Annotated in this window: 16 protein-coding genes; all 16 read right to left on the bottom strand. The window is 39.2% G+C overall.

All coding sequences use genetic code 11. The features are described from left to right. Positions 1-85 precede the first annotated feature (85 nt). The 16 genes from Q5866_RS09415 to Q5866_RS09340 all read right to left on the bottom strand — a co-directional run bounded on the left by Q5866_RS09415 (position 86) and on the right by Q5866_RS09340 (position 12,549). Positions 86-463, bottom strand: a complete 378-nt coding sequence (locus Q5866_RS09415) for an FtsL-like putative cell division protein (protein WP_099293267.1) — start codon at positions 461-463, stop codon at positions 86-88. Between the two features lie 7 nt (positions 464-470). After that, complete coding sequence (rsmH, locus tag Q5866_RS09410) at positions 471-1,373, bottom strand: 16S rRNA (cytosine(1402)-N(4))-methyltransferase RsmH (RefSeq protein ID WP_303179934.1); 903 nt, start codon at positions 1,371-1,373, stop codon at positions 471-473. A gap of 47 nt (positions 1,374-1,420) precedes the next feature. After that, entirely contained in the window at positions 1,421-1,882 is a 462-nt protein-coding gene (mraZ, locus tag Q5866_RS09405; protein WP_099294671.1) for a division/cell wall cluster transcriptional repressor MraZ, read from the bottom strand. 164 nt (positions 1,883-2,046) lie between these two features. Then, entirely contained in the window at positions 2,047-2,679 is a 633-nt protein-coding gene (locus Q5866_RS09400; RefSeq protein WP_186976540.1) for a DUF6266 family protein, read from the bottom strand. Positions 2,680-2,766: 87 nt separating this feature from the next. Continuing rightward, on the bottom strand, positions 2,767-3,348 hold the full coding sequence (locus Q5866_RS09395; RefSeq protein ID WP_099293273.1) for an N-acetylmuramoyl-L-alanine amidase: 582 nt from the start codon (positions 3,346-3,348) through the stop codon (positions 2,767-2,769). 52 nt (positions 3,349-3,400) lie between these two features. Then, positions 3,401-3,778, bottom strand: a complete 378-nt coding sequence (locus Q5866_RS09390; protein WP_099293275.1) for a 3TM-type holin — start codon at positions 3,776-3,778, stop codon at positions 3,401-3,403. After that, entirely contained in the window at positions 3,775-4,401 is a 627-nt protein-coding gene (locus tag Q5866_RS09385; RefSeq protein WP_303179933.1) for a DUF6266 family protein, read from the bottom strand. Before Q5866_RS09385 ends, Q5866_RS09390 begins: the two co-directional genes overlap by 4 nt. A 216-nt stretch (positions 4,402-4,617) precedes the next feature. Beyond that, complete coding sequence (locus Q5866_RS09380; protein WP_141560985.1) at positions 4,618-4,989, bottom strand: hypothetical protein; 372 nt, start codon at positions 4,987-4,989, stop codon at positions 4,618-4,620. Further along, on the bottom strand, positions 4,946-5,251 hold the full coding sequence (locus Q5866_RS09375) for a hypothetical protein (RefSeq protein WP_303179932.1): 306 nt from the start codon (positions 5,249-5,251) through the stop codon (positions 4,946-4,948). The genes Q5866_RS09380 and Q5866_RS09375 overlap by 44 nt, the downstream gene beginning before the upstream one ends. 102 nt (positions 5,252-5,353) lie before the next feature. Next, positions 5,354-5,803 carry a WxcM-like domain-containing protein gene (locus tag Q5866_RS09370; RefSeq protein WP_303179931.1) on the bottom strand — a complete coding sequence of 150 codons (450 nt, stop codon included), beginning with the start codon at positions 5,801-5,803 and terminating at the stop codon, positions 5,354-5,356. Next, complete coding sequence (locus tag Q5866_RS09365; RefSeq protein ID WP_303179930.1) at positions 5,800-6,501, bottom strand: WecB/TagA/CpsF family glycosyltransferase; 702 nt, start codon at positions 6,499-6,501, stop codon at positions 5,800-5,802. Before Q5866_RS09365 ends, Q5866_RS09370 begins: the two co-directional genes overlap by 4 nt. A gap of 209 nt (positions 6,502-6,710) precedes the next feature. Continuing rightward, a complete protein-coding gene (locus Q5866_RS09360) occupies positions 6,711-7,979 on the bottom strand; it encodes a hypothetical protein (protein WP_303179929.1) in 1,269 nt (422 codons plus the stop codon). 138 nt (positions 7,980-8,117) lie between these two features. Beyond that, entirely contained in the window at positions 8,118-9,161 is a 1,044-nt protein-coding gene (locus Q5866_RS09355) for a glycosyltransferase family 4 protein (RefSeq protein ID WP_303179928.1), read from the bottom strand. A 60-nt stretch (positions 9,162-9,221) separates the two neighbouring features. Continuing rightward, a complete protein-coding gene (locus Q5866_RS09350; RefSeq protein ID WP_303179927.1) occupies positions 9,222-10,268 on the bottom strand; it encodes a glycosyltransferase family 4 protein in 1,047 nt (348 codons plus the stop codon). Continuing rightward, complete coding sequence (locus tag Q5866_RS09345; protein WP_303179926.1) at positions 10,237-11,163, bottom strand: hypothetical protein; 927 nt, start codon at positions 11,161-11,163, stop codon at positions 10,237-10,239. Before Q5866_RS09345 ends, Q5866_RS09350 begins: the two co-directional genes overlap by 32 nt. A gap of 186 nt (positions 11,164-11,349) precedes the next feature. After that, complete coding sequence (locus Q5866_RS09340; RefSeq protein WP_303179925.1) at positions 11,350-12,549, bottom strand: Coenzyme F420 hydrogenase/dehydrogenase, beta subunit C-terminal domain; 1,200 nt, start codon at positions 12,547-12,549, stop codon at positions 11,350-11,352. Positions 12,550-12,551 lie beyond the last annotated feature (2 nt).

Raw genomic sequence — 12,551 nt, 5'->3', positions numbered from 1 at the left:
GTTTCGACTGTCGTCAATATAACACTCCGCAGGGATCTACTAACCTTAGGAACCTTACAAACCTTATAAACTTTACAAACTCTTTTCATCTTTCAATCTTTATCGGCGGTTCCTTACTCTGCACCAGATCCAACCCGGCTTCTTTCACCCGTCTTTCCACCTCCGACGGCACACTGATGCGCATCAATTCCGACGAGGTTGTTACCGATTCAAAGCGCAGGTCGCTCAATTCTTTCTCCAACGCCACCTTTTTCATAAACAATTTCTCTGTATTATACCCGTTCGCTATGTATAAAATACCAAGCAATGTCAGAAAAAGAATAAAAACCATATTTCGGCGCAACACGGTATCGGCAAGCAACCGTCCGTCCAACACCTCTTTCATGGACTCGGCAAGTACCTCCTTCTGTTCCTGCGAAGGAGATACAAAATCCTTTACTTTCTTCTTCTTGAACCACTTCATACCCTTACTATATTTTTTCCGCGATTCTCAATTTAGCACTTCTGGCCCTCGGATTACGTTCGATCTCTTCATCCGATGGCACGATCACTTTACGGTTCACCAACTCGAAATTCCGTTTCACGTGTCCGTAAAAATCTTTCTCGATCTTTCCCTCGAAATTCCCACTCTTCAAGAAATTTTTCACGATCCGGTCTTCCAGTGAATGATAGGTAATCACTACCAATCGTCCCCCCGGACGCAATGCCAACTCCGCTTGCTGCAACATCTCTTTCAATGCATCCAATTCCCCGTTTACCTCTATACGCAACGCTTGATACACTTGTGCCAAATACTTCTTTTCCTTTTGTTTCGGGACACGAGGCGCAATCACTTGCAAAAACTCTTCCGAACGTCCAATCGGCCTCTCCTCCCGTGCTTTGATTATCAAGCTGACCAACCCGCGGGCATTATCTACTTCACCATACTCCCGGAATACCCGAATCAGCTCCTCCTCGCTGTACGAATTTAATATATCCGTTGCTTTCAATCGTCCTCTCCGATTCATGCGCATATCCAGTTCCGCGTCAAAACGAAACGAGAATCCCCGCCCCGCCTCGTCAAACTCGTGTGACGATACCCCCAGATCGGCTAATATACCGTCTGCATTATCATACCCACAATACCGCAAAAAATTCCGCAGATACCGGAAATTATGATTCACGAAAATAAACCGACTATCATCCGGCACGTTTGCCAACGCATCAGAATCCTGATCAAATCCTATCAGGCAACCGCCTCCCAAGTGTCTTAATATCTCCCTCGAATGACCACCACCTCCGAAAGTCAAATCAAGATATACCCCCTCCGGGTCTATATTCAACCCGGAAACGGACTCTTCCAACAAAACCGGCACATGATACAACGATTCCATATCTTCTAAATTTAATTTCTTACCCTTGAACCCTCATTTTCAATACATCACAATCCTAAATTCCCGAAATTCAATTTATCCGTCAAAAGTACAAATTCCTCCGTACTCATCGCCCCCTCTTCGTACTTTATTTTATCCCAAATTTCAATCTTCGAATCCAAACCCACCAACACGATCTCGTCACCCTCTATCGCTACCTGCTCAAGCATCTTGCGAGGAATCAGAATACGTCCGTTAGCATCCAGTTCCACCTCCAGCGCTCCATGAAAAAAACCTCTCCGGAACCTCATATGCTCTTGATTGAACGGGCTCAATTTAGCCCGCAATTCTTCGACCAGCCGCAACCATTCGCCCTTGGGATAAACATCTATACATGTCTCGAAAATATTCCGCTGCAACACGAAAGAACCCTCCTGCCCGGCCTGCATTTCCTTGCGAAAAACAGCCGGAACAACCAAGCGTCCTTTGCTATCCAACTTACATGTATAATCTCCTATAAACGACAACATATTCTTCATCCAATTTAGTGATGTAAAGTTATTAAAATATTTCCCACTTCAAACCACTTTCTCCCACTTTTTTATTGTTAAAATTATAACAATTTAAAATACAAGCATTTAAACACACAAAGATACAAAACAAAGGGTGCGTTAAACGCACCCTCGTTCTCAAATTACCCTACCGTCAAACTCACGCTATTCGAACAGACCTTTCCGCCCTTCTTCATCGCGAAACAATAGGCTTTCACGTTCTCCGCCGACCAATTTTCAGGCAGCGCATAACTCGTGCTTCCACCTTCACCCCGGACTCGCAATGCCACCAATCTAGCCCGTTGCACTTCTGTTTCATACAACACGGCATACACCAAGTCATCACCGGCAGCATATCCCTCTTCCGCTTCTTCAGCCTCCTGCACGAACGCATACTTACTCGCGTCCGAATCATACGTCACGGAAACTTTCGGCGTATTCCTGATTCCGGCAGCCACTAGCATCCGGGCATAATCCACCGTTACCGCGTAATCCTCATCAACACTCACGCATCCCATATTCAAAGAAACGAATGCGTTGGAAGTCGTTCCGCTCCCGATCCCCCGAAACCCTTTCTGCACCACGGGCAGCAGCCAACGCGACAATTCGATCAACGCCTTCATCTTCGCCCGTTGAGTCAACACCTCCGGGGTCGGATTGTCCTTTCTCGAAAAAATCTTCGCTCTAGCGATATTCTGCTTGTTCATGTAACACATCGTCACGTTACCAACCGACTTCGTTACCTTTCCTAATAAATAAGAATTAAATTTTGCCATAACAATAAAATTTAAAAATGAATAAATAAAAAAATAAACACTCGATTTCTATCTGTAAATCTAAAATCGTAAATCTAAAATCATAAATCAGTAATACCTCATCCAATCCGGTAACCGCAATGCCGGTCCGGGATCCACCTTTCTCTCCGTCACATCCGAATGCCCCACAATTTCGTCAATAGGATAACAGTTTGTCAAAACCCCGCACACCTCTGCCAGCACCCTTTCCTGCACCTTAGTATACTTATGCCAATAAGTTTTTTCCCGTCCCGACTCATCAACATACACATCCTCAAAAGACACAACCACCCCGCACTCCGCCACAAATTTTCCCCCTTCCTGCCGAAGCTGTCCCAGATTATCCAACTCTATCCCCAACGAACAATAATTCAACCCGCTCCGTCCCGCGTACCGACTTCTCCCGGCATGCCAAGCCACAATATTAAACGGCACCAACTGAACTACTTCTCCCGCCCTCCCGATTACCAGATGAGCCGAAGCCCCCACATCCGGTCTTGCCAGATAACGAGCCGATGACATAACACTAGCCCCCGCCGTATAATGCAATATAATCATATCCGGTCCGGCAATAACCTGTGTATTCTTCACGCAATCCACGCGAATCACCCCATCCCCCACCAATCGGTGTTTTACAATTGAAAATCCCATATATCAACAATATTAAATCAATAATCTAAAATCGTAAATCATAAATCTAAAATCAGCGTCTGCCTTTTGCGAGGGTCATCAAAATTTTCTCCCCACTTCTCCCGACCACGTATCCGCCCAACCCAATCTCCAACAAATCCCAAAAGCGGGAAGTATCCGATAGAATCGATATATTCGTGAACGTACCTATCAGAATCACCGCGGCAAACGTCAGCATCACCAAAGGCCGCCACGACCGTTGCAACCAATTCCCCTTCCCCTCCTCCTGCAACAACGCTGCCCGTACCCGCAACAACTCCTTTTCTCTTTCCAGCAACAAGCGCAACACGTCAGCCTCCAGTTGTTTCTTCTCACGAGCAGGCAATGTCAGCCGTTCCACCAGTCCACTCACGGCGTCCGCCACGCTCGTTATCGGATTCAACCCGCTCATAAACAGATGTATTGAGAATTTGAATACTTCGTTCCCTCTTCCGACACGAAGAAACAATACAAATGTACCTTCACGCCCTCCTTCCGTTCTACTCGAAAACTTGCACGCTCATCCCTCCGCCGGGCTTCCACACCCTCCACGACCATCGGCACAAATTCCCGATTCCCGTAAATCACGATCACCCCCAACCGGTCGTCCATCTCGGCACACACCTTTCCCGTCCCGTTATTCCAGTATAATTTCACCCGTCCCTCCTGATCCATCCTTCCTTCCAAATCATACACGCTCTGCCTCGTCCCTGCCGAAAAATGCATCTGCGAAAAATCCCCGATTCTACCATCTCCCTTGAACGCCTTCATGTTCAATTTCATGTGTAGAGCGTACCCGTTAACCGCGATTCCCGCCGCCGACTCGTTCCAGATTTTCCTGATAGGAGTTTCTTTCACCCGACAGTAAAATTCCACGGCAACTCTAAATTTCGAGCGCACCAATTCCTGCTTCTCTGTTTTCGGATTCCTCACCTCCGACGGCAAAGCCCTCATGTAAGGTTTCCCGCCCCGTTCACAAAAGACGACATTCCCGACTCGTCCTCTTAGTTTCAAAACACTACTCAATTTTGCCATAACTTTTTTCTTTTAAATGATTACTACAAATCACCTCGATTTGCGAATGCAATATTAGTGCATCCCCATAACTCACTTACTACACCTAATTATTAATTCATAACAATTCCCCGTAACCCCTTATCCATCACCCTCGCTTCCAAAAATAAAAATTGCCAATCGAGCCCCCCCTTCCAGGTATCACCCGATCGGCAATCTCTAAATCACAGTATCAATTCACCTTCTCCTCCACGCACCCCTATCATCCGCTTCCTTCAAGATAGCGGCAATCATCCGCTTCAAAAAAGGCGTCAACTCTCGTTTACGATCAAAAAACTGTTCCCGCAATTGCTGGTAATTCGAGATATCCTCCCCAAACACCTCTTTCATCATCCCCACCAGTTCCTTCTCCCCCAACGCATCCCCCGTGGGCGAATACAACTCGTCCACCAGCACCAACCCCTCGATCAACTCCATAATCATCATTTTGTACTTCTTCGACTTCCACCGAACAATAACCCGAGGTTCTTTCCTGTCCCCATCTGCCTTCCTACACTCCTCCCGTTCACGTGACCAACGCCCTTCTTCCTCCACCAATTTTAACGCCACACGAATATAACAACAAGTACAAGCCCCATTTTTTCCCAAAAGCGCCATCATCAACCACGACACGCTCTAACCAATATTCCAACCCCATCCTAGCCCTTGCCAACATCCTTTCCCGCACCCCGGCATCATTTTCCGCCTCGCTTGCCTTCCTCAAATCTCCAGCGAACTCCCGAATGGCCTTTATATACCTCTCTTCTTCAAAACACACGCCCAAGCCTTCCGCCAACAAAGCGAAAAAACTCGTTTCCAATAATCTTTTCATTGTTACAAATTTAAATTATAAAAACAAAAAGCCCCGGGCACACTTCGCCCGAGGCATATCATTAATCTCTCAATCATCAATCACAAAATCATCAATCGTAAATCATTTAAATCTCGCCTCCCCCTTCTCCCAATCCACCCACAAATCCTTATCATACCGCCAACTATCCACCAACGCCTCCTCGTACCTTTTGCCCGAAAACACCAACAACACGGCCCCCGGCTCTTCCGCCTTAATACAATTTCCATACCCCTCCGGCACACAAACAATCTCACTTCTCCCCTCCAATAAATGAAACACCTCCGCCTTCAAATCCACACTCGGACGCTCCCAATCATCAATCTTCACCAACCCTATCGTGAATGCCCCCTTCACACAATAAAACCATTTCTTCTCGAATTGATGCGCATGCCATCCCCTCACGACATTAGCATCCGGATGATGGATAAAATAAAACCTCTCCACTCCTTCAAAATCAAAACCGTTCAAAGAAGAAATTACCCCTCGGTAATCCGTGAAAATCTCTCCCTCGACAACTTTTATATCACTCATATTCTACCTAATTTTACCAACAACAAAAACTTCACGAGAAACACCTGCCGCCTAATTCTCGACGGTTGCTTCACAAGCCTGTAAGCCCATTCCAAACCATGCTCTACCCACCACCTCGGGGCCCTTTTCACGTTTCCCGTGTAAACATCAAAACTCCCCCCCAATCCTTGATAAATAGCAGGATGACGTTCTAACATCTCCTCCATCAACAACTCCTGTTTCGGGGAACCCATCGCTACAAATACCACGTCAGGCTTTTTCTCCGCGACATCCTCAATCAATTTCATCCTCTCCTTCTCCGTACGAATATATCCATCACGATAAGCCACTATTCGAATCCCCGCAAACTCCTCCTTCAACTTACTCACCGTCGCCTCTATCACCTCCTGCTTCCCCCCCACCAAATAAAACGTTTTATTCTCCCGGTACATCGAAGCTATAATTTTCAACCACAACTCACATCCCGGAATCTTCACCACATCTCTATACCCCTTCTTCTTCATCGCCATCACCGCCCCAATCCCATCACAATACCCGATATTCCGATTTATAATTCCCCTAGTCTGTTTAGTCGCATGCAATATTTTTTCAGCATTAATAGCTACAAGAATACCTTTATGCGCATCCACATAATCCAACAATTGCTTTTCGGAGTTAAAAGCAAAAGTCTCAATCCCGTTCAACGAAACTTTATTCATGTATATTTACAAATTTCAGATTCTATCTTTCTGCTCGTTCTTATTTCCTCATTAAACACCATAATCGACTTTTCTATCCATCGACAAAAACACTATATTTTCAAAAATGTAGCGTTTCCCGAACTCAACTTCCCAATAATCGATATAACACAAATTAATAAAACCATTCCTATTCCTACTATCGGTTATATATTCTCAATAAGCACAAATTATTTTTTTACCATATAAAATAATGGAACCTTAGCATTAGGTAATTTATATATATCCTTATTCAATACAAATTCAACAGGACGTTTTATCTTAGATAAAATAAATGGTCGAAATAATTTCTCTACTTGAATTTCATCATAAACATCTGTAATAACATTTATTTTTAAACATCCATCATCTTCTATAACTTGATATTGCAAAATATTTACATCATCATCAAATGCATAAGTAAACCACAATACTGACACTTCTTTTCCATCAATATCCTTCACGAAATAAGTATTCCTTCCAGATACTCCTTCTATACGAAATAATGTCCTTCCACACTTGCATTTTTCAGTAATCAATCTTTCCCCTAATGCAATATCCCCAACTTTATATCTAATAAACGGAAATGCCTTATTTTTCACCGCTGTTAAAATAATTTCATTATTAATAATTTCAACAGTAGACATTTCATGCAAAATATGAAGACCCGCATGTTCACGACATTCGAAAGTAAATACATCACCATCATGAGCTCCATATTGATCAAATAATTCACAATTGCAATATTTCTTTGCCAAAAAATAATTTGAATTTATTCTATTCTCACTTGTTGTAAATATACCTTTTAAATGAAGATAAATATCTTTTGTTTTAAGAAAACGTAGAAACTGATTTATTGAAGAAGAATAGCCATAAATAAATTTTATTTTTTTATTTACTATCAATTCATACATCTCTGTCATCTGCCTCTCTGTCATATCAAATGAACTAAATGTATAGAAATTTGATAATCTATGATAAATTTTTTTTACAATACTTTTTTTTGCATTATCATATCCCATTAACATTAACATCTTGTCATAAGGCTTTAGACCACACATGCGATGCATTATCCAATGATTAGGCCACATAGCCAATGCTGAGTCTTTACTTGCAGGATACCTAAAAGGAACATTTGTTGATCCACCTGTAGATGTATAATTATAAATTTCAGACTTTATTTCTGGATAATATTTTCTCAAATCTTCTTTAGTCATAATTGGCACATTCTCCCAAACAACATGAGTTAAATCATGATAATCAAATCCTTTTTCATCCAAAAAATTTCGATATTGAAAGTTATTTTGCACATGAAACTGGAAGATTTTCATTGCATTTTCCCGCATCTCATGTCTAATTGTATCCTCATTTCCTTTATACTGAATTTCTAAATTTCGTTTATAGATGGAATTTAAATTTCCTCGACGAATTAAAGACATTAAAAACACTCGCCAATTCATACTTTCAAATATCAAATATTACATTAGAACTTTTTATTACAAACTGCATAAAGCTTTTACTTTACAATACGACTCAACATTTCATCATTTTTCCTCAAAACATTTTCACATACCTGACATCTTTCATTATAATAAAATTCACAATTGCGAGTAAATCAAAACTAATTGCTCTTCAACTTTTTGAGGATAAAAGATTTCAACTAACTTAGCAGACTCTTTGCCTTGTTCTATAATGATATTAATGTTATTTATATAATTTTTAATAGCCAGCCAAATTGCGGTCTTATCTCCCGGTCTTACTAAAACCCCATTATTAGTAGTTACAATAGCGGGAATACCTCCAACAAAAGTTGATATAATCGGCATTTCATTAGACATTGCTTCTAATATCGAAATTGGTAAACCTTCCATATACGATGGTAATATAAATACATTCGATTCAGCAAAAACCAATTCTTTTGTTTCATTATTTACCCACCCTTTATAATCAATCAAATCATGCAAACAATTTTCTTCGATATATCTCACTAATTGATTAATATTTTTTTCTATCCCAGAACCACCAATTATCAAAGTACACTTTCCTTTCAACTCCTCTTTATGTTCATTTATTACATTTACCAAATCAAAGATCCCCTTCTCTTTTGTAATCACCCCCAAAAATAAAAGATGTAACAAACCGTCAATCCGCTTATTTATCTTCTGCGGTCTATTGACCATATTATTTACCACAAATACCCTCGTTTGCCCCAACTCATTTATAAAATAATCATACCAATATTTTGATAATACAATAATAGCATCACATTTATCAAGCACGCCTTTGACCCCCCTCCTACCTTTACTTTCCACATACTGCTTAAATTCTCCACCATGACAATGAAATATAACCTTAAATCCTAAAATTTTTACCCAAATTATGATTATAGCCTTCCTTTGAAAAGAATGCCAAGAAGCACCATGTAAATGAATAATTTTTATTTTTCGCAAAAATCTAACACCAATAAGCTTTACTAATACAACACCCAGCACCCATACATTCACTAATAGCCCTTTATCCGTAGAACTTTTTATATAATGAAATGACTCTATATTCTCTTTATACAACTTAAGAACTGAAGAAATTCCACCACGATTATTAAAATCTGGACCAATAAACAAAACTTCATCAAAAATATTCATACTAAAAAACTAAAAAACAAGTATAACTCGTTTTGCACATGAAATACAAAAGCATAATTATCATACGCTCAATATCTTATCATAAAATCTAATATACTCCCTCACCATTCGTTCTATTGAATAGCATTCACATGTTTTTTTATAAGCTTGTGATACAAGACTTCCTAATTTTTGATAATGATTATAAATGTATTCTATCTTGTCCGCACAATCTTCAACATTCCCCATTTTAAACACCATTCCTAATTTTCCGTTCTCAATAATTTCATATGGTCCACCATTATCAGGCACCAATACAGGCACCATTGCAGCCATTCCTTCTGCAACTGTTAATCCAAAACCCTCATAGCGAGACGGATGACACATCAAATCATAATCTTTCAAATGCTTATAAATATAATTCCTGTCACAAAGACCTAAAAAATGCACTCTATCGGAAATACCTAACTTCTCTACTTGCATCTTCAACACTTGCTCAGAAGCACCTTCACCAATAAAATCTATATCAATATTTTCTATTCCTCGCTTTTTTAGTAAAGCAAGTGCATCTATCAAAATATCTTGCCCTTTTTTCTGAACATCCAAACGCGCTACCTGTACAATATGCATATTCCTTTCTAAACCATGTAAATCTCGTTTATCAATAGCTTTTACATCTATACCATTCGGAATAACGACAATATCATAATTACCTCTGCGTAGCACATCCTCCTTCACCGCCTCTGAAATGGCAATCAGTTTTACCCCACGCCTTACACCTCCCAATGGGAGGTGTAAGGCGTGGACTGTCAAAAACAGTCCACGACTTACCCAAGGCATAACCACTTTTGCCAACATAGCATTATGCAAATGCACCACATCTGGACGCAACTTCCTCAATGTCCTATTCAAACGAATAAAAGGCAATATTGAACGACTATTAGGCTTTCTATGATTCAATACCACCTTCACCTCAGGCGAAAATTTATCTACTAAATATTGCTGAAAAGAATCATTTACAATCAACACACACACCTCCAGCGTCTTAGCCTGTTCATTGGCAATATCAACAAGCATCGTTTCCGCTCCTCCGGTGTTAAAACTCCAAATGCAATGTACGATTTTCATATTTTTCCTGTCCTAATTTTATTAATAAAATGATAAATGGTAGAGATACAACAAGTTGTGTACCAAATGCAGTACCCGGTTCAAAGATAAAATACATTAAAAAACTCATCAAAAAGGCTTTCGCTAAATTTGAATGAAGCAAACAATATAATTTAAACACGAAAATAAAAAACAAAACAATATACCCCCATCCCATAGCATAAAACGTATTTACATACATATTATGGATAGCAAATTCCGTTACCGCAGTCACATAATCATTCGGTACAGTAGCCCCGACTCCAAAAAATGTAACAGGGAATCGACTCATTGCCAACAAAATCTGAACGGAACGCCCTGCACTATTCCCGCTTTTACCAAAAACTTCAAAATCAGCATCTACAGCAGGTTCTATAACAGCTAAATAAAATAAACTGCCTGCTAAAATCATGATAAAAGAAGGTAAAGCGAACTTTGCTAACTTTTTACAAGACAATATATTATAGAAATACACAACTAACAATGTAAACAATAACGCATTACGACTTTTACAGGCAAACAGATAAACAAGAAACAATGATATCGTACATATCCGCACTTTTCTATTTTTTAGTAACAACAATACAGCCGCTAATACACAACACGCAAAATTTCCATTTGTATTTGAATTCTGAAAAAATCCACTAAAATACTCGTCCACAGTACTTGCAAATGGAGAATAAAGTACCTCTCTAAAACCAACAATAAAATTTACAATAAGCAAGACAAACAACAAATAAGCAATAACTCGAACGTTTACGTGCAAATCAGGTAAAAACAAAAATAACAATATGTTCACCAAAAACAAACCTGCCGTTAACAGAGAAGTATCCGCATTCATGACATGCAATAACAAAAATACCATCACTGCTATCATATACCAAATTACAGACCGCACATAACCTTTCTTAAACGCAAGTACTGTTACGAATAAGATCATTATACTCCACTCCATCAACCCCACAAACGAAGTAACCGACAAACCAAATGCAGTATATGCTATTACAAGCAAAATATAAACACACAATAAAAGTGTATTTATTTTAGGAGAGAATTGCATATTTTATTTATTACCAAAATATTTGACAAAAAATAAATACAACATTCGCAACATCGTGATATTTGCTAATGCAGGTCTTATTTGTGCTTTATAATATTGCATTTTATATTTCAACCGATATTTACTAATAGCCTTCCAACCTATTTTAAGATATTGTTGATGAAATTCTTCGTACAATTTTGGTTTAGAAAGAGGATATCTAAATCTTCCATTACCTTTCACCGCATTTTCAATGGAGCGCTCTTCACAATACAAAAATTTCTGTATTTGGTTAAATAAAATATTTGCCTTCGATGTATTAATTAACAACAACGAAACTCCATTATCTCTATTAAGTTGAGTCTTTCCCAATCCCCAATAATCCCCCACTGTAAAATCTCCTTGCCTATATATATTGGTATATTTACAACTAAAACAACTTTCGCGTATTGTATATCCTTTCAAAAAGCCCATTGTAAAAGCATCTTTTGGATTAACAAATCTTTGCCGATAAGACATATTTGTTAAATCCTGAATAAAAAGTCCGTATTTGATTGTTCCCGACCTTTTCTCTCTAAATTTAACTTTCAAATTTTGCTTATCAAAAACATACTTTTTATTATATTCATCTACAGCATCTTTCAAAAACTTTACAGAAGAAACACCATGACAAACTAAATCTATTGTAAAAAGATTCTTGTAATCAAATTTAAGAAAAGACTTAAGACCTGCTATTTGGCACGGAGTACCAAAATATCCAACAATATAACCATCCGACAAATCTTTTTTAACATCAGCAAATGTGTTATTTATCAAACTTTGCACATATTTACTTCCTCTAATTTTACTTATACTATCAATACCATTAATACGTACGTGCCTTACATCAAAACAATTATCAACAGAACTACATCCATAAACTATTCCCCCTTGCTCCAATATCCCACAAGCTATTGCAGAAGCGGCCCCTCCAGATGCACTTTCCAATAATGCTTCAGGTGCTTTTAAAATTACAGCTAAGGCTCGAATGATATGATTTCCCTTAATCACTTTGTTAGCGGGACAAACTTTAACACATAAACCACAATCGATACACTTATCAACATCTATTACTGGATACAAAAATCCATAAGAGTCACTCTGCATTGTAATAGCAGTACGAGGACAAACATTAAAACAGGCAAAACAACCAGAACAATTAATTGGGCTACAAATATTTTTCATCT

This window comes from uncultured Butyricimonas sp. (assembly GCF_959596855.1).
GTDB classification, from domain to species: domain Bacteria; phylum Bacteroidota; class Bacteroidia; order Bacteroidales; family Marinifilaceae; genus Butyricimonas; species Butyricimonas muris.
The sequence above is the reverse complement of the archived record's forward strand: the minus strand, read 5'-3'. Positions and strand labels throughout refer to the sequence as shown.

What these genes read in the sequence shown, in the direction of transcription:
- Q5866_RS09415 (WP_099293267.1), bottom strand. Translation starts at nt 463, where the DNA reads ATGAAGTGGTTCAAGAAGAAGAAAGTAAAGGATTTTGTATCTCCTTCG.
- rsmH (WP_303179934.1), bottom strand. Translation starts at nt 1,373, where the DNA reads ATGGAATCGTTGTATCATGTGCCGGTTTTGTTGGAAGAGTCCGTTTCC.
- mraZ (WP_099294671.1), bottom strand. Translation starts at nt 1,882, where the DNA reads ATGTTGTCGTTTATAGGAGATTATACATGTAAGTTGGATAGCAAAGGA.
- Q5866_RS09400 (WP_186976540.1), bottom strand. Translation starts at nt 2,679, where the DNA reads ATGGCAAAATTTAATTCTTATTTATTAGGAAAGGTAACGAAGTCGGTT.
- Q5866_RS09395 (WP_099293273.1), bottom strand. Translation starts at nt 3,348, where the DNA reads ATGGGATTTTCAATTGTAAAACACCGATTGGTGGGGGATGGGGTGATT.
- Q5866_RS09390 (WP_099293275.1), bottom strand. Translation starts at nt 3,778, where the DNA reads ATGAGCGGGTTGAATCCGATAACGAGCGTGGCGGACGCCGTGAGTGGA.
- Q5866_RS09385 (WP_303179933.1), bottom strand. Translation starts at nt 4,401, where the DNA reads ATGGCAAAATTGAGTAGTGTTTTGAAACTAAGAGGACGAGTCGGGAAT.
- Q5866_RS09375 (WP_303179932.1), bottom strand. Translation starts at nt 5,251, where the DNA reads ATGAAAAGATTATTGGAAACGAGTTTTTTCGCTTTGTTGGCGGAAGGC.
- Q5866_RS09370 (WP_303179931.1), bottom strand. Translation starts at nt 5,803, where the DNA reads ATGAGTGATATAAAAGTTGTCGAGGGAGAGATTTTCACGGATTACCGA.
- Q5866_RS09365 (WP_303179930.1), bottom strand. Translation starts at nt 6,501, where the DNA reads ATGAATAAAGTTTCGTTGAACGGGATTGAGACTTTTGCTTTTAACTCC.
- Q5866_RS09360 (WP_303179929.1), bottom strand. Translation starts at nt 7,979, where the DNA reads ATGAATTGGCGAGTGTTTTTAATGTCTTTAATTCGTCGAGGAAATTTA.
- Q5866_RS09355 (WP_303179928.1), bottom strand. Translation starts at nt 9,161, where the DNA reads ATGAATATTTTTGATGAAGTTTTGTTTATTGGTCCAGATTTTAATAAT.
- Q5866_RS09350 (WP_303179927.1), bottom strand. Translation starts at nt 10,268, where the DNA reads ATGAAAATCGTACATTGCATTTGGAGTTTTAACACCGGAGGAGCGGAA.
- Q5866_RS09345 (WP_303179926.1), bottom strand. Translation starts at nt 11,163, where the DNA reads ATGATAGCAGTGATGGTATTTTTGTTATTGCATGTCATGAATGCGGAT.
- Q5866_RS09340 (WP_303179925.1), bottom strand. Translation starts at nt 12,549, where the DNA reads ATGAAAAATATTTGTAGCCCAATTAATTGTTCTGGTTGTTTTGCCTGT.